General features: G+C 48.1%; 13 protein-coding genes. 3 read left to right on the forward strand and 10 right to left on the reverse strand.

Annotated features, from left to right (window positions below; translation table 11 throughout):
* Together gatA and gatC are read right to left on the reverse strand one after the other, a co-directional pair.
* A complete protein-coding gene (gene gatA, locus G9F48_RS16065) occupies positions 1-1458 on the reverse strand; it encodes an Asp-tRNA(Asn)/Glu-tRNA(Gln) amidotransferase subunit GatA (RefSeq protein ID WP_165409784.1) in 1458 nt (485 codons plus the stop codon).
* A 14-nt stretch (positions 1459-1472) separates the two neighbouring features.
* The gene (gene gatC, locus G9F48_RS16070; RefSeq protein WP_003155732.1) at positions 1473-1763 is read right to left on the reverse strand and encodes an Asp-tRNA(Asn)/Glu-tRNA(Gln) amidotransferase subunit GatC; all 291 of its coding nucleotides are present in this window, start codon (positions 1761-1763) and stop codon (positions 1473-1475) included.
* A 420-nt stretch (positions 1764-2183) separates the two neighbouring features.
* Here gatC and putP point away from each other — a divergent pair, with 420 nt between their 5' ends.
* Positions 2184-3662: a sodium/proline symporter PutP gene (putP, locus tag G9F48_RS16075; RefSeq protein ID WP_165409785.1), complete on the forward strand. Its 1479-nt coding sequence runs from the start codon at positions 2184-2186 to the stop codon at positions 3660-3662.
* A gap of 120 nt (positions 3663-3782) precedes the next feature.
* Positions 3783-4475, forward strand: coding sequence for an MgtC/SapB family protein (locus tag G9F48_RS16080; protein WP_003155735.1), 693 nt, complete (start codon positions 3783-3785; stop codon positions 4473-4475).
* A 36-nt stretch (positions 4476-4511) separates the two neighbouring features.
* Here G9F48_RS16080 and G9F48_RS16085 read toward each other — a convergent pair whose 3' ends face one another.
* From G9F48_RS16085 to G9F48_RS16105, 5 genes are all read right to left on the reverse strand, one after another.
* The gene (locus tag G9F48_RS16085; RefSeq protein ID WP_063174591.1) at positions 4512-5507 is read right to left on the reverse strand and encodes a phosphotransferase enzyme family protein; all 996 of its coding nucleotides are present in this window, start codon (positions 5505-5507) and stop codon (positions 4512-4514) included.
* Between the two features lie 236 nt (positions 5508-5743).
* Entirely contained in the window at positions 5744-6940 is a 1197-nt protein-coding gene (locus G9F48_RS16090) for a CamS family sex pheromone protein (RefSeq protein ID WP_003155737.1), read from the reverse strand.
* A 15-nt stretch (positions 6941-6955) separates the two neighbouring features.
* Positions 6956-8962: an NAD-dependent DNA ligase LigA gene (ligA, locus tag G9F48_RS16095; RefSeq protein ID WP_003155738.1), complete on the reverse strand. Its 2007-nt coding sequence runs from the start codon at positions 8960-8962 to the stop codon at positions 6956-6958.
* Between the two features lie 24 nt (positions 8963-8986).
* A complete protein-coding gene (pcrA, locus tag G9F48_RS16100) occupies positions 8987-11206 on the reverse strand; it encodes a DNA helicase PcrA (protein ID WP_071391407.1) in 2220 nt (739 codons plus the stop codon).
* Between the two features lie 57 nt (positions 11207-11263).
* Positions 11264-11953, reverse strand: coding sequence for a heptaprenylglyceryl phosphate synthase (locus tag G9F48_RS16105; RefSeq protein WP_003155740.1), 690 nt, complete (start codon positions 11951-11953; stop codon positions 11264-11266).
* A 195-nt stretch (positions 11954-12148) separates the two neighbouring features.
* Between G9F48_RS16105 and G9F48_RS16115 the strand changes: the two genes are divergently transcribed.
* Positions 12149-13723 (forward strand): FMN-binding glutamate synthase family protein, encoded by a 1575-nt coding sequence (locus G9F48_RS16115; RefSeq protein WP_156736039.1) that lies wholly within the window; start codon positions 12149-12151, stop codon positions 13721-13723.
* A gap of 34 nt (positions 13724-13757) precedes the next feature.
* Here G9F48_RS16115 and G9F48_RS16120 read toward each other — a convergent pair whose 3' ends face one another.
* Genes G9F48_RS16120 through G9F48_RS16130 form a run of 3 tightly spaced genes read right to left on the reverse strand, consistent with a single transcriptional unit; the run spans position 13758 to position 16834 of the window.
* The gene (locus G9F48_RS16120; protein ID WP_003155745.1) at positions 13758-14069 is read right to left on the reverse strand and encodes a YerC/YecD family TrpR-related protein; all 312 of its coding nucleotides are present in this window, start codon (positions 14067-14069) and stop codon (positions 13758-13760) included.
* A gap of 2 nt (positions 14070-14071) precedes the next feature.
* Complete coding sequence (locus G9F48_RS16125; protein ID WP_014304551.1) at positions 14072-15067, reverse strand: DUF3048 domain-containing protein; 996 nt, start codon at positions 15065-15067, stop codon at positions 14072-14074.
* Positions 15068-15091: 24 nt separating this feature from the next.
* The gene (locus G9F48_RS16130; protein WP_165409786.1) at positions 15092-16834 is read right to left on the reverse strand and encodes an adenine deaminase; all 1743 of its coding nucleotides are present in this window, start codon (positions 16832-16834) and stop codon (positions 15092-15094) included.
* Positions 16835-16870 lie beyond the last annotated feature (36 nt).

The following is a 16870-nucleotide window of genomic DNA, read 5'->3' on the forward strand; positions in this document are numbered from 1 at the left end:
TTACAGTTCAGGTTTCGCTTTATGATGATCTGTTGCCTGCTCAAAAGCATGAGCGACGCGGTATACAGTGCCTTCATCGAAGTGTTTTCCGATGATTTGCAGTCCGAGCGGCAGTCCGTCCGCATATCCGCACGGCACGCTGATTCCCGGCACACCCGCGAGGTTGACAGGGATCGTTAAAATATCGTTGGCGTACATTGTGAGCGGATCGCTGGTTTTTTCGCCGATTTTGAATGCCGGTGTCGGCGTTGTCGGTCCGACGATGACATCGTATTTCTCAAATACGTCTTCAAAATCTTTTTTAATAAGCGTGCGCACTTTTTGCGCTTTTTTGTAATACGCGTCATAGTAGCCGGAGCTGAGCGCGAAGGTGCCGAGCATGATGCGGCGCTTCACTTCGTTGCCGAAGCCTTCTGAGCGTGTCTGTTTATAAAGGTCGATCAGGTTGTCCGCATTGTCTGAGCGGTATCCGTAGCGGATGCCGTCAAAGCGCGCAAGGTTTGCAGACGCTTCGGAAGAAGACAGCAGATAATATGTCGCAAGCGCGTATTTGCTGTGCGGCAGAGATACTTCTTCCCATGTCGCTCCGAGATCTTCAAGCACTTTTAAAGCGGCTAAAACCGATTCTTTCGCTTCTTTGCCGACGCCTTCTCCGAGATATTCTTTCGGCACGGCGATTTTTAAGCCTTTAATATCGCCAGTTAATGAAGAAAGAAAGTCCGGCACTTCGACATTGGCGCTCGTAGAGTCCATTTTGTCCGGTCCTGAAATCGCCTGAAGCAGGAATGCGTTATCTTCTACGTTTCTTGTGATCGGTCCGATCTGGTCAAGTGAAGACGCAAAAGCGACCAAACCGTAACGTGACACGCGTCCGTATGTAGGCTTTAATCCGACGACGCCGCAGAAAGAAGCCGGCTGACGGATGGAGCCGCCCGTATCAGATCCGAGTGAAAACGGCACTTCGCCGGCTGCAACCGCAGCTGCGGAACCGCCGCTTGATCCGCCGGGAACCGTATCGAGATTCCAAGGGTTTTTCGTCGCTTTGTACGCGGAGTTTTCAGTAGAAGAACCCATCGCGAACTCATCCATATTCAGCTTTCCGATCGTGACGGCTTCAGCGGCTTGAAGACGCTCCACAACCGTCGCATCGTAAATCGGATCGAAGTTTTCGAGGATTTTGCTTGAGCATGTTGTGCGAAGCCCTTTGGTCACGATGTTGTCTTTGACGCCGATCGGCATTCCGAAGAGAAGACCGTGTTCAGACCGTCCGTCAACCGCTTCGTCAAGTTCTTTCGCGTAAGCGCGGGCTCTTTCTTCATCAAGCTGTAAAAATGCCTGCACCTTATCATCCACGGATGCGATCCGTTTGTAAGATTCATCAACAAGATCGGAAATCTTGATTTCTTTTTTATGTATCATTTGTTTCAGTTCTGTGATTTTGTGATCAAATAATGACATACTGTCTCCCTCCTTTAATCCAGAATAGATGGCACACGGACATAGCCGTCTTTATGATCGGGAGCATTTTTCATGACATCCTCGACCGGAAGGCCTTTACCCGCTTCATCTTCTCTCATTACGTTTTTCATTTTCAGCACGTGTGTTGTCGGTTCCACGTTATCCGTGTCCACTTCATTAAGCTCCTCGGCAAACGAGATGATGCTGTCAAGCTGTTCTGTGAACATTTCAGCTTCTTCATCCGTAATGGCGAGTCTCGCCAAATGAGCGACATGCTTTACTTCTTCTATAGAAATTCGTGACATAAGATCCACCTCCGCATAATTCTCCGTTTCGTCATATAATACTGATCATATCAAAAACGAGCCCTCTAAAGCAACAAAACGCCGCCTTCTGAGGCATGATGAAACCCTTTCTATTTTATCCTAAATCGGGGAGAAAGAGAAACGAATTATATGTCAGAAAATTTTTACTTTTATAATTTATTGGTAGCGTTTTCATCTCTAAGCTGTTCTATGTTGGCGGGGATTTTTTCCTTGAGCGGGCCAGGTTTCGAGAGTTGATTGATCGGGGATACTTTGTTAGGTTTAGTAACCATAGCCGGCACTAAATATGTGATTCGCATGGAATGATGACTAAAGGCTGGATCGCCGGCGCATATTCCGGCACTACTAATCTACAGAGGTGATGCAACATTTACATGAAAGAAGAGAGGGTCCAAAAACGTGAGTATTGAATTAATTATATCTCTTGGCATTTACTTTGCTGCCATGCTGTTAATCGGCTGGTACGCATTCAGGAAGACAACGAATATTAATGATTACATGCTGGGCGGAAGAGGGCTCGGCCCGTTCGTAACGGCGCTGTCCGCAGGTGCGGCGGATATGAGCGCATGGATGCTGATGGGAGTTCCCGGCGCAATGTTCGCAACGGGGTTATCGACCTTATGGCTGGCGCTCGGTTTGACGATCGGCGCGTATTCAAATTATCTGCTGCTTGCTCCGAGGCTGCGCGCTTACACGGAAGTTGCGGATGATGCGATTACGATTCCCGATTTTTTCGATAAACGATTCCGCCACTCGTCATCATTGCTGAAAATTGTTTCCGCCGTGATTATTATGATCTTTTTCACACTGTACACATCGTCCGGGATGGTATCCGGAGGCAGGTTATTTGAATCGGCATTCGGCGCCGACTACAAATTCGGTTTGTTTTTAACGGCCGGTGTTGTTGTCCTTTACACGCTGTTTGGCGGTTTCCTCGCTGTCAGTCTGACTGACTTTGTACAGGGAGCGATCATGTTTGCGGCATTAGTGCTTGTGCCGATCGTTGCTTTTACCCAGCTCGGGAGCGTTTCAACGATGATTGATTCGATCAACGCCGTTAACCCGAAACTATTGGATATCTTTAAAGGCGCGAGCGTCATTAGCATTATTTCTTATTTGGCATGGGGACTCGGCTATTACGGCCAGCCTCATATCATCGTACGATTTATGGCGATTAAAGAAGTGAAAGATTTAAAACCCGCCCGCAGAATCGGGATGAGCTGGATGGTTATTTCAGTTGTCGGTTCATTGCTGACCGGGATTATCGGGGTTGCGTATTCTCATCACTTCGGGGTCTCCGTAAAAGATCCGGAAACGATTTTCATTATTTTTTCTAAAATTTTGTTCCACCCGCTGATTACGGGCTTCCTGCTGTCCGCGATTTTAGCGGCGATCATGAGTTCCATTTCCTCACAGCTTCTCGTAACGGCAAGCGCCATTACGGAAGATTTATACCGCGCCTTTTTCAGACGGGAAGCGAGCGATAAAGAATTGGTCATGACCGGACGCCTGTCGGTATTGATCGTGGCCGTTATCGCCATCCTGCTTTCCATGAATCCGAACAGCACCATTCTTGATCTGGTCGGATATGCGTGGGCTGGCTTCGGTTCGGCTATCGGCCCGGCGCTCTTGCTCAGTCTGTACTGGAAACGGATGAATGAATGGGGAGCGCTTGCGGCGATGATTACCGGGGCAGCGGCCGTTTTAATCTGGATCACCACAGGGCTTGCCGCTTCAACCGGCGTATACGAAATCATTCCGGGATTCTTCCTCAGTCTGATTGCCGGTATTGCCGTCAGCCTGCTGACCAAAAAACCGGCCGATGCTTCTTATCAGCTGTTCAGCCGGATGGAAGCTCTTTTGAAAAACAAGAAATAGACAAAAAGCCGTCAGATTTTATCCCTGACGGCTTTTTTCTTCCGCACTTGTCCTGCTATAAATACTGTGAGAAAATCATATCAATTTATTATAAGAAAAATTGCGGAGGTGCTGTGCAAATTGAGCTGGCCTATCGAACCAGACATTTTATTAAAGCTGGGCATTGCCACGCTGATCGGCATGATCATCGGTCTTGAACGCGAACTGAAAAACAAACCGCTCGGACTGAAAACCTGTATCGTCATCGCCGTCAGCTCCTGTATGCTGACGATCGTCAGCATTAATGCGGCATATCATTTCCCAAAATATTACCGTATCATGATGGATCCGCTCCGCCTTCCCGCCCAAATCATTTCCGGCGTCGGTTTTATCGGCGCGGGCGTGATCCTGCGTAAAAGCAATGACGTCATATCCGGCCTGACGACATCGGCTATCATCTGGGGCGCGGCCGGGCTGGGTCTGGCTACAGGCGCCGGCTTTTATAAAGAGGCGTTCGCAAGCCTCTTGTTTATCCTGATCAGTGTCGAATTTCTTCCGTGGCTGATCAGAAAAATCGGTCCCAACCGCTTGAAGGAAAAGGATATCCGCGTGAGAATGTCTCTTTCCGATAAAGACAAAATGACTGAGATTTTAAAGGAAATGAAAAGCAAACAGCTCCGCATTCACTCCGTCCGGATTGATGATCTGGGTGAAAAAGAATTTCCGATTATGGAAGTGAAAGTCAGTGTTCATAAAAACCGCTACACCACTGACGTCTATTATGATATTAAAGAAATTCAGGGCGTCGTCGGAGTGAAATGTGATACGTTATAAAAAACGCCGGGCTGGATTCAGCCGGCGTTTTTCTATTTATACGAATGCAGAAAATTGATACTCCGTAATCGGTGTTTCATTTTCGATATCGCGCCTGAAGGCTTTCAGCATCCCGAGTTCCTCGTCCCCGAGTGAATTGAGGTCAAACGCCTGATGCAATAATCCGTAGATCAGCATATGGCGCAGCCGGAGGAAATCCGGGATATGTTCAAACCATGCGGAATCAAGGTCATTTTCTTCCCTGTAGCCTTTCATAAAGTGAGTCATGAATTCACCCGTAAACGCGGCCTTGTCTTCATACGGGATGACCGGATACCACAACATGTTGTACAGCAGAATACTGATATCATTCACAAACCAATTGTAGCCGATATCATCAAAATCAAATGCAGTGATTTTTCCGTTGTCCCAATTGAAATTGCCATGGTGCAGATCGGCGTGCACAAGGCCGTAGTTTTCAGGATTCTTCGGCAAACGGCGCAGTTTTTCCATTAGAGCATCCGCCCGCTCAAATACGAGATGCTGATCTGCGGGCACGTATTTTCTCAGCTTCAGCTGCTCCTCTTCATCCCATTCCTGCCTTTTATATGCCGGATCGCTCAGACGGTAGCTTTTCGTCAGCCGGTGCATGTTCCCCGTGTACTTTCCAAGCTGGTAAAACAGAGTTCCGTTCCAGTCTGATTCCTCCACTTTGCGTCCGGGCGCTTTTTCATAGACTCTTAATAAAAACGCTCCGCCTTTTCCGTCCGGCACTTCTTCGACATCTCTGCCATTTAATGAAGGAATCGGCTTTGCTACTGAAAGCCCTCCCTTTGCCAGATGATGAAGCCATTCCATTTCTCCGAGAATATATTCCGGCGTTCTTCTGATCGTATGCGTAATTTTTAAGATATACGGTTCGTTATCTTTCACAATTTCATATACGTAGTTCTCTGCGTCCGCGATAAATTGAAACTTGGTAAATCCGTATATTTCACCTGCTTCAGCGAGCACCTTATCTTCCTCAAAAATCGCTTTAATATCTTTATGCATGCTGATTCACCCTTTTCATAACGTTTGTAGGCGGTGTGTGTACTCAGCAAATGTCATTCATCAACATTCCTGCCCTTCTTTTTTCACAGCAGATTCGTAACATCCGCTTAGAAATGAAATGTGTTTTCCTGTTAATTCCTAATTATACAAATATCTTAACATACCTCATTCCTCTCTCCAACGATATTCACAATAAAAAACCCTTGCTCATACAGAAATGAACAAGGGCATCTTGGTTAATCGTAAATATGGACGGTCGGTTCTTTGTCACCCGCATTGCGGACGATCAGCGCTTCCTGCCCGTCAGACGAGGTAATGTTAATTTCGACATCAACTGAGCCTTTTGAATAATAATCCATCAGCTCACCTGTTAAGTATTGGGTAAAGGCGATGACTTCGCTTTTCCCGTAAAATTGCATCGGGATTTCAATCTTCATTTTTCTCATTTCATCGTTTTCGTACATTGCCGTTCCGACGACTCCGGTGTAATTCGGGAAGTAGCTGTCGATGGCGTTTTTGAAGCGTTTAAATACTTCGGAATCATCAGGGTATTTCTTTGCCGTGTCTGTATCCGCCGGATAGAAGACGTACTTTTCTTTGACATCATCCCAGTTTGAAATGGTGGATGAGCCGGCCTTGACTTCTGTTTTCGCAATGTAATTCCCCGGTACGATTGATGTTTTCGGCGCTTGTTTATAAAGGGCGACGGTAATCGGCACATTTTTCAGGTTATCCATTTTCCGAAGGCGGTTAACGACTTCCTGTGCGATTTCTTCACCGTGGCTGCGGATCGTTTTGTCGCTGAGCTCCACTTCCTGCTGCGGATCACCTGTGTTTTCGCGGTAATAGTATACAGAGTTGAGAGCGAGACCGATCATGACACCGCCAAGCTGGATGGAATTTTTATCTTTTCTTACTAAGTAATCCTGCTCAAGCATGGACGCTAAGTAAATCGGGCTGTTTTCGTTTTTCTCTTTTGCTGATCCCGAGCTTGGCAGCACCGGGTTTAAGCCGAGATTCTGGAAATTGGCGTCTGCCTTTTTCGCCTTTTTCAGATCACTGCCCTCTTTTTTGCGGTCAAGCCAGCTGAGTACCGTGTCCTCATCTAAATACTGGCCTTCCTGATACAAATAGTCATCCGTCGGGAACGTGTCTTGAGCGAGCCGCATCAGCCCCGTCTCGAATTCATCGATGTCCAGCCTCGTGTTCAGCCGGTCCGCGGTCAGGCCGCGCGCTTTTCCGGCCTTAAACGGGAGCACCATTTTATAGTAGGAATCAGAGATATTATATTTCGGTATGATCGCTTTTTCAGAAGACTTTGCCGTTTTCTGCGTGATCTCTTCCTCTTTTTTTCCCCCGAAACTCGGCGAACAGGCCGACAGCATGAGTACTGCCGCCGTTGCCGTCGCCGCCAATGCCAACATCTTTTTCAATAGAAAACACTCCTCTTATTTCTTTAGCTCTCCCAATAGCTGTGCTTCATTCCATACTTCAATGTTTAATTCCTGCGCTTTTGTCAGCTTGCTTCCGGCCGCTTCTCCGGCAATCAGCAAGTCTGTTTTTTTGCTGACAGATCCCGTCAGCTTTCCGCCGAGCGCTTCAATCTGCGCCTTGGCTTCATTTCTGGACAGCTCTTCAAGCTTTCCGGTTAACACGATGGTTTTGCCGGCAAAATAAGAGTCGCTGTCCTCCGCTTTTACTTTTTTCGGGCCTTTGTAGAGTGTGTTCACACCGAGTTCCTCAAGTTCATTCAAAAGCTCAAGCATTTCCTCTTTGCGGAAATAGGTGATAACAGCATCGGCCATCTTTTCGCCGATTTCATCTACCGCAAGCAGCTCTTCTTCCGTGGCTTGTTTCAGATTTTCCAGGCTTTCAAAATGCATGGCCAGTGTTTTGGCCGCTTTTGAGCCGATAAAACGGATGCCGAGACCGAACAGCAGGCGTTCCAGCGAATTCTCTTTCGACTTTTGGATGGAGCTGATCAGATTGTCAGTTGATTTTTCCCCCATCCGCTCAAGCCGGATGACCTGTTCTTTCGTCAGCTTATACAAATCAGCGACATTACGGACGAGATGTTCACGGAAAAGCTGTGTGATGACACGTTCTCCGAGTCCGTCAATATTCATCGCGTTGCGTGAGACAAAGTGAATCAGGCCTTCTCTGATCTGCGCCGGACATTCCGGATTGATGCAGCGCAGCGCGACTTCCCCTTCAATGCGGACAAGTTCGCTTTCGCACTCAGGGCAGCTGGTCGGCATATTGAATTCTTTTTCCTCCCCGGTCCGCTGTTCAATTAAGACATTGACGACCTCAGGGATGATGTCGCCCGCTTTTTTGACGACCACTTTATCGAGAATGCGGATATCCTTCTCTTTAATTAAATCTTCGTTATGAAGGGATGCTCTTGAGACCGTCGTTCCCGCGACTTTTACCGGTTCCAGAACGGCGGTCGGCGTAATAACGCCCGTTCTTCCGACATTCAGTTCGATATCGAGCAGTTTTGTCACGACCTCTTCCGCCGGGAATTTGTAAGCAATCGCCCAGCGCGGGCTTTTTGCCGTATACCCGAGTTCTTCCTGCTGGTCGAGCGAATCGACTTTGATGACGATTCCGTCAATTTCATAAGGGAGATCGGCCCGCTTCGCCTGCAGCTCTTCGATCATTTCAATGACTTCATCTATCGTGTCGCATTTTTTCCGTTCCTGGTTTGTTTTAAAACCGAGCTCATCCAGAAAATCCAGGCCCTGACTCTGTGTTTCCACACCCATCTCGTCAAGCTCCGCTATACTGTAGACGAAGATGTCAAGATTTCGTTTCGCTGCAATTTTCGGATCGAGCTGTCTGAGTGAGCCCGCAGCCGCGTTCCGGGGATTGGCGAACGGCTCCTCTTCATGTTTCAGCCTTTCCTCATTGAGCGCTTCAAATGACTGTTTCGGCATGTACGCCTCTCCGCGCACTTCTATGGAAAGATTACGTTTCATTTTCAGCGGAATGTTGCGGATCGTTTTTAAGTTTTCCGTGATATCTTCGCCCGTCGTTCCGTCTCCTCTTGTCGCGCCTCTGACGAAATAGCCGTCTTCATAACGGAGAGAAACAGCAAGACCATCTATTTTCAGCTCCACATTGTAAGCGACGCCGTCACCGACAGCCTGACGGACGCGGCGGTCAAAATCGCGGAGATCATCATCGTTAAATGCGTTGCCGAGACTGAGCATCGGCGTGCCGTGCTGCACCTTTTGAAAAGATTCAAGCACCGCTCCCCCGACCCGCTGTGTGGGCGAATCAGGCGTTCTGAGCTCCGGGTGCTCTTCCTCTATGGCAATCAGCTCCTGCATCAGTCTGTCGTACTCGGAATCCGGCACGCTCGGTTCATCTAAGGTGTAATATTCATAACTGTACTGATCGATGGTGCGGCGCAATTCTTCTGCCCGGTGTTTCGCTGTTTCTTTGTCCATCATGTTCTTCCTTTCCTCTTCAGGTTACTGCTTTTCAATCGGCGCAAAAGCGGCAAGCAGACGCTTCACGCCGACTGGGCTCGGGAATGCGATATCAAGCTCGGTGCTCTCGCCTTCTCCTTTTACGCTGACAACCGTTCCGGTGCCCCATTTTTTATGGCCCGCTTTATCGCCGACCGCCCAGCTGAGCGAGTCGCCGCCTGTTTTGTTCGCGTAGGAAACGGGACGGGATACGGGCCCGCGTTTCGGCTGCACTTTTCGTCCCGGCTGCATGCGAGGTGTTTTCTTCTCATTTAGGTTCTCCAATAAATCGCCAGGTATTTCCCTGATAAAGCGGGATTCCGGATTCATATTGGTGCGGCCGAATAAGGTTCGCATTTTGGCATTCGTTAAATACAGTTCTTCTTCCGCCCTCGTAATGCCTACATATGCGAGCCTGCGTTCTTCTTCCATCTCGGCTTCTTCCATCAGGGAGCGGCTGTGCGGGAACACGCCTTCTTCCATGCCCATTAAGAACACGACAGGAAATTCAAGCCCCTTAGCGGCGTGCAGTGTCATTAAAGTGACGGCATCCTTTCCGCCTGATTCTTCTTCCTTCTGGTCGAGCTGGTCAATATCCGCGATCAGCGCCAGATCAGTCAGAAACGCGACGAGAGACTTGTCTTCGCTTTTTTGTTCGAAGTTTTTCGTCACGGAAAGAAACTCGTCGATATTTTCAAGGCGGCTTTGGGCTTCGATTGATTTTTCAGCCTTCAGCATTTCTCTGTATTCCGTTTTCTCGAGAATTTCTTCCGTGAGTTCCGTAATGGACAGATAATCCTGCATGTTCGTCAGATTTTCAATCATCGCGCCAAAGCCGTCAAGCGCGTTTGCCGCTTTTGCGCTGACTCCGATGAAATCAACCTGTTTGATCGCCTGGAACATTGACATTCCGTTCATCGCCGCATATGACGCGATTTTTTCTAGCGAAGTGGCGCCGACGCCACGCTTCGGCACATTGACGATCCGCGTAAAACTGATGTCGTCGTCCGGGTTTGACACAAGGCGCAGGTATGCAAGAATGTCTTTAATTTCTTTCCTGTCGTAGAACTTGGTTCCGCCGACGATATTGTAGTTCAGACCGGATTTTAAAAGGGTTTCCTCAATGACGCGCGACTGGGCGTTTGTCCGGTATAAAATCGCGATATCGGAAAGCTTCCGCCGGCCCGAGCTGTGCAGCTCATAAATTTTGCCCGCGACGAATTGGCCTTCGCCGAATTCATTGTCGCCGCTGTAATAAGAAAGCTTGATGCCTTCGTCATTTTCCGTCCACAGGTTTTTCGGCTTGCGGTTTGAGTTGTTTTTGATCACTTCGTTAGCCGCTTGCAGAATCCGCTTTGTTGAGCGGTAGTTTTGCTCGAGCAGAATCACGTTTGCGCTCGGATAATCTTTTTCAAAGGAAAGGATATTCGCGATATCCGCCCCGCGCCATCTGTAAATGGACTGGTCGGAGTCACCGACGACGCAGATATTTTCAAGGCGGGCCGCAAGCTGCTTTACAAGCAGGTATTGCGCCCTGTTCGTATCCTGATACTCGTCTACGTGAATGTACTGGAATTTGCGCTGATAAAACTCAAGCACTTCCGGCACACGATCGAAAAGCTTAATCGTCGTCATGATTAAATCATCAAAATCGAGCGATTGGTTTTTCAGCAGTTTTTTCTGATAATCGGTATACACGTCACTCGTGACCTGATCGTAGTAGCCGCCGGCCGTTTTTGCGAATTCCTCAGGTTCGATCAGCTCGTTTTTTGCGCTGCTGATGGAGCCTAAAATACTTCTCGGATCAAACTTTTTCGGATCGATATTCCGCTCTTTCAAAATCCCTTTAATAACGGAAAGCTGATCAGCCGTATCAAGAATGGAGAAATTTCGGTTGATGCCGATTCTGTCAATATCCCTGCGCAGAATCCGCACGCACATGCTGTGGAAGGTGGATATCCAGATTTCATCCGCGCCGGGTCCGAGAATGCTCTCCACCCGCTCCTTCATTTCTCTGGCTGCTTTATTTGTAAAGGTAATCGCCAGAATGTTCCATGGCGCCACGTGTTTTTCCGCCATTAAGTATGCGATTCTGTGCGTCAGCACACGTGTTTTTCCGCTTCCCGCGCCCGCCATCAGAAGCAGCGGACCGTCCGTCGTCTTGACCGCTTCCTGCTGAACGGGATTTAATCCGCTTAATAATTGATTGCTAATGTAATTCATATCCGTTCACCGCCTATCAAACATATGTTCTATCATAAATCAATTTCGTCCGCTTGGCTACTTTGTCTTTACAGCCGCCACCGTTTTGAGCGCCTGATCAAAATCTTCATATACGGCATTTCCGACAACGATGACATCGGCATGACGGCCGAACCGTTCCGCCGTTTCCGCGTCTTTAATCCCGCCTCCGTAAAACAGGACGGACTTGTCCAGCACAGCCTTCGTTTTCTCCACCGTTTCTATGTCCGCCAGCATCCCGCTGTATTCCAGATAAAAAATCGGGAGATGAAGCAAATGTTCCGCGACCCGCGCATAGGCGAGAATATCTTCTGTTTCTATATGTGTATCCGCCTCCGTCAAAGCGGCCGCCTTACAATCAGGGTTGACGATGCAGTAGCCCTCCGTCACGATTTCCTCCATTGACATGAGCTCTCCGTATTCTTTCATCGCCTGATGATGCATGCCGACAATCCAGTCCGCCTTTTTGCTGTTGAGCACACTCGGAATGAAATAAAGATCAAACCCGGGCACAATGGAATCAATCGTCGACACCTCAAGTACGCACGGCACTAAAAACCGCCGCACCTTTGACATCAGTCTCAGCACATTGTCCTCGGTGATATTGTCGCTTCCTCCGATCACAATGGCGTCAGTCCCTGATTCACAAAGCCGTTCCAGCTGTTCATCCGGTAAATCTTTATTCGGATCGAGTTTAAAAACATGCTTCCACTCGTTAACATCGTACATGCGTTTTCGTTCCTCCATTCGTTTCTTGCCATTTAAACATTATAACAAATTCGTTTGGCCCGGAAAAACGGAAAAAGACGTCATTCACCTGATTCACAAAAAAAGATTGCGCTCCGCCCGACGGGAAACGTCTATGTTTGAAAACAGACAATATGTGGAATGTCAAAGAGAAAAAAGGCAAGGAGTCTGGTCTCAATGGAACAAGCCATTATCGTACTGATTTGTATATTGATTTTTATTATTTTAGTTCCCGCCGCATTGTTTCTCTGGATATACATAAGAGACGAAAAGCAGGAAGAACATTCAGTGCTGCGCAATTATCCCGCAGCGGGAAAACTGCGCTATATATTTGAAAAAATCGGACCTGAGCTGCGGCAGTATTTATTCAGCAATGATAACGAAGAACAGCCGTTTTCCCGGAGAGAATATGAACAGACGGTCATGTCGGGAAAGTATAAAAGCAGAATGATGGGCTTCGGCTCAGAACGGGATTTCGATCAGCCGGGCTATTATATCCGTAACGCCCTCTTCCCGAAACAAAGGGAGGAGCTGCGCGCAGATCAGACGCCGAAGATCGACACGATGGTATACAAGATTGACAAAGACAACCTGCTGAAACGCAGCGAACACCGCGAAAAAGCAAAAGCGGACCCTTATTACCTGCATCCGGACGATGTGCAAGTGATCGGCCGCGACACATGCAAGAAACCGTTTTATGTAAAAGGGTTAATCGGACAATCAGCGATGAGCTACGGCTCACTTGGCGACCGGGCAATCACCGCCCTGTCAAAAGGGCTGCACCAGGCCGGCGGCACATGGATGAATACAGGCGAAGGCGGCCTGTCTGAGTATCACTTGAAAGGCGGCGCGGATATTATCTGCCAAATCGGCCCCGGGCTGTTCGGCGTGCGCACTGAAGATGGAGAATTTTCATGGGAAGAATTCAAGAAAAAAAGCCGCCTCGAGCAGATTAAAGCCTTTGAATTAAAGCTTGCGCAAGGGGCGAAAGCAAGAGGCGGTCATATTGACGGTTCAAAGGTGACCGAAGAAATTGCCGCCATCAGAAATGTGCAGCCCGGACAATCCATTGACAGCCCAAACCGCTTCAACGAATTCTCAAATGTTCCGGACATGCTTGATTTCATTGAGAAATTAAGAACTGTCGGTGAAAAACCGGTCGGCATCAAAATTGTCCCGGGCAGCCGCAAAGACCTTGAAGACCTTATTTCCTGTATGAGTTCATCAGGCAAACTTCCCGACTTTATTACGATTGACGGCAGTGAAGGGGGAACGGGAGCTTCTTTCCATGAACTGGCGGATTCCGTCGGCCTGCCGATTCTGACCGGCCTCCCCCTTGTTGACGGCCTTTTGAAGACATACGGTATAAGAGATAAGCTGAAAATTTTCGCATCCGGAAAGCTGCTCACTCCGGATAAGATTGCCGTTGCCCTCGCGTTAGGCGCGGATTTTGTCAATATTGCCCGGGGAATGATGTTTTCAGTCGGCTGTATCCGCGCTCAAGTATGCCACACCAATCATTGTCCTGTCGGAGTGGCGACAACCGATCCAAAACTTCAGCGTGCGCTCAGTATCGAGGATAAACAGCACCGCGTCTGCAACTACGTGCTCTCGTTGCGTGAAGGGCTGTTTCACCTTGCCGCGGCGGCGGGTATCAGCTCGCCGATTCATTTCTCAGCTGAACACATCGTATACCGGGAGGAAGACGGAAGCTTGAGGGAACTTTCCGGCCTTTTGAATCAGCACGCATAAAAAAACCGCCTGCCGTCATCGGCAGAGCGGTTTTTTACGTAGCTGAGGAGGATTCTCCTTTGTTTACGCGGTCAAGCGCCATTTCATAGGCGTCGTTACCGTAATTTAAGCAGCGCTTCACCCGGGAAATCGTCGCTGTGGAAGCACCCGTTTCGCTTTCTATTTTGTGATACGTATTTCCTTCGCGGAGCATTCTCGCCACTTCCAAACGCTGCGCCAGCGATTGGATTTCATTAATCGTACAAAGATCATCAAAGAAACGATAGCATTCCTCCAGATCTTTTAGCGATAAAATAGATAAAAATAACTGGTCCAGTTCTTTTCCGCGTAATTTATCGATTTGCATCGTCAAACACCTTCTCCTTTACTAATGGAAGCTGCATCGAGATCAGGCACGATATTAATCCATGTCTTTCCTGGCACAAACGGAAGAATCTCACCGCCTTTTACGGGCAGAATACGGCCGTCTTTATATTCCCAGTCTGACTCCATAACATCGCCGTGCTGAAGCAGGAGGCCCTTCCCCCCTGACTGAATATCGATGGCCCGCCTTCCATCTTTGTCTGTCATGCGATGGCCGGCTTCAACAATAAAAATGTTGTGCATGGCTAAAGGCTTTCCGGTCTCCCGGTCTGTCGCTTTCACACCATCAGAGCTTCTTGTATAAGCATCAGCTTTTTTATCATAATCGTATTCGACAAGATTTGTAACGTTTTGTGTTCCATAATCTATCCGAATGTTGTAGGTTTCGTTTCCGGGTTTTGCATCTGATGTCTGAAATGGGAGCGGTTCTGTTTTTCCGTTCAGCTTGTATCCTTTTTGTTCCGCCGCCTTCCTGATATTGTCATACGACGTGTAGGAATTGTGGGGCGGCTTGCTGAAATCGGCTCTCCAAAACAGGCTTCCGTCAAAATCCAAACCGTTTATATAATCGTAAGTTCCGGACTCCAGCTGCTTTTTAGCGCCGGGACTCCAGCCATGATGGACAAATATGCTGTTAAACCCGCTGCTGAGCGTGACAAAATATTCCCTCGCGCTCCGCACAGGCCCGACCGTTTCCGGCATCTCACTTTGAAAAATCGCGAGAAACCGCGTAATCCGGCCCTCCGCGAGCGCTTCGATGACAACATCCGCCTTTGACAGCCCGGATTGGGGCCTCGCCTTCGGATGATTGTTCACTGCGACTGCAATCGGACGGCGTTCTGCAAGCTTCTGCTCAGTTTTCAGCCCCGTTAAAGGAGCTTCCGCTTCTTTCGGCTGCACCTGATCGGCATTGTTCTGCCGGCAGGCGGCAAGCAGCAAAAACGCAAAACAAAGCATACAAACGGTTTTCCATCTTTTCATATGTCGGCTCCCTGCTTTTATATTTTAACGCATTATCGACGGAAAGAGTACAGTTTTTTTCATCACGTCGAATATTCCTCTCGGCGTAATGCGGATATAAGGCAGGTGTGTGCTCTGCAAAAAGAGCAGCGTATAGATCGGATCGCAGAATCGGTAGCCCCGCTCCTCCAGCAACGTCCTCAGTTTTTGCTCTCTCTCAAGCACTTCTTCATAATTCTCCGCAGATGCAGAACCGTTTAAGGCGAGGGGAATCTCATGCAGAATCTTCCCGTTTTCGGCAAGCACGATTCCGCCGCCGATTTCTTTCATCCGTGAGAAAGCGAGCAGGATATCTTCCTTATTTTTTCCGGCAGCGATAATATCTCCTGTTGTCGTGTAGGAACTGACAAAGCCCTGCACCCGATCGGCAAAACCTTTCAGCATTGTATTAACCCGCCATTTTCCATGCTTATCGAGAAGCGTGAGATAGCATTCATCATGATCAAAAGAAAGCTGGTCAACAGAATTATCAATCGCAATCATATACGGCTCCATAATGACCGCGTTGCGCATGGACACACCCATCGGCATTGAAAACTGTAAATCATCCATCGTCATATCATATGAAAGCTCAAGAGGGACAAGACCGCCCTTTTTCCAATCCGTTTCTGTAAACGCATTCATATTTCGGCCGTCTTCCCTCACCAGGATACCTTTGGAGATCACCGTGACCGGGTCAGGATTCATCGGGTCATCGAGAATGTTCAATGAAGCAAGCCGGCCCGGACCGATCACACCGAGAAAGTCGTCCATCTGATAATACTTCGCGATATTAAAGGAGGCCATATTGTAGGCGTCAATCGCCGGAACTCCTTCCTCCAAAGCGATTTTGATTAATTCATTCGTCATGCCGCCTTTATAAAAATGCGGCGTCGCTCCATCCGTCGTGTAAAAGAAATGATCATAATGCCGGAAGCCTTTTTGATGGAGATCCTGCAAAATCGTTCTCAGATCAGGGCGGATGGATGAATGTCTGAGCGAAACATAGTAACCCAATTCAAGCCGTCTCATCACCTCATCGCCATTCATCGCCTCGTGGTCAGAATCAGCCCCGAACAGTTTCATCTTCGTCAGTGTTTTTTCAGAGGCTCCGGGAAAATGCCCTTCTATCCGCTTGCGCAGTTTCTTTGTCGCCTGCATGCAATGAAGCATCAAGTCATCGCCGTCCATGAGGCGCGGCCATCCGGTCAATTCTCCGCCTTGAATGACATCCGGGTGCTCAATCCATTGCTTGCGGACATCAAAAGAAAGGAGCTGATCCTCATTCAGCACTTCAGTCTGCAGATCATATCTGGACCACCAGAAATATTGCACCGGCTGTTTTTTCAGTTCTTCCAATATAGTAAGCGCTTTCTTTTTACCGCTGTGCAAAAGAAAAAACAAGTTATCATTAACAAACGTCGTTGTTCCGAATTGAGACACATATTCGGCGAGCGTTTGGGGATTATATATTTGAAAAGGATGTGTATGCGGTTCAATGTAACCTGGCACAATGTATTTTCCTTCACAATTTATGGTATGAATGTGCTCTGCTGCATCAGGAAGCTCATGACCAACATATACAATTCGGTCTCCGTAAATCCAGACGTTCTTTTTCAGCCATTGTTTTAAAAAAGGATTTAATACGAGAGCATCCCGTAAAAGTAGCGTTGGAAGCAGCTTTGAGTCTACAACATCCGCCTGTGATCTGATGTCTTTATTTTTCCAGTTAAAGGTACGTTCGGACATTCACATACTCTCCTTCGCTTATATTAGACCCATCGT

The organism is Bacillus sp. EKM420B (assembly GCF_011065565.1).
Lineage (GTDB): Bacteria > Bacillota > Bacilli > Bacillales > Bacillaceae > Bacillus > Bacillus velezensis.

What these genes read in the sequence shown, in the direction of transcription:
- G9F48_RS16130 (WP_165409786.1), bottom strand. Translation starts at nt 16,834, where the DNA reads ATGTCCGAACGTACCTTTAACTGGAAAAATAAAGACATCAGATCACAG.
- pcrA (WP_071391407.1), bottom strand. Translation starts at nt 11,206, where the DNA reads ATGAATTACATTAGCAATCAATTATTAAGCGGATTAAATCCCGTTCAG.
- gatC (WP_003155732.1), bottom strand. Translation starts at nt 1,763, where the DNA reads ATGTCACGAATTTCTATAGAAGAAGTAAAGCATGTCGCTCATTTGGCG.
- G9F48_RS16105 (WP_003155740.1), bottom strand. Translation starts at nt 11,953, where the DNA reads ATGTACGATGTTAACGAGTGGAAGCATGTTTTTAAACTCGATCCGAAT.
- G9F48_RS16115 (WP_156736039.1), top strand. Translation starts at nt 12,149, where the DNA reads ATGGAACAAGCCATTATCGTACTGATTTGTATATTGATTTTTATTATT.
- ligA (WP_003155738.1), bottom strand. Translation starts at nt 8,962, where the DNA reads ATGGACAAAGAAACAGCGAAACACCGGGCAGAAGAATTGCGCCGCACC.
- G9F48_RS16125 (WP_014304551.1), bottom strand. Translation starts at nt 15,067, where the DNA reads ATGAAAAGATGGAAAACCGTTTGTATGCTTTGTTTTGCGTTTTTGCTG.
- G9F48_RS16120 (WP_003155745.1), bottom strand. Translation starts at nt 14,069, where the DNA reads ATGCAAATCGATAAATTACGCGGAAAAGAACTGGACCAGTTATTTTTA.
- G9F48_RS16085 (WP_063174591.1), bottom strand. Translation starts at nt 5,507, where the DNA reads ATGCATAAAGATATTAAAGCGATTTTTGAGGAAGATAAGGTGCTCGCT.
- gatA (WP_165409784.1), bottom strand. Translation starts at nt 1,458, where the DNA reads ATGTCATTATTTGATCACAAAATCACAGAACTGAAACAAATGATACAT.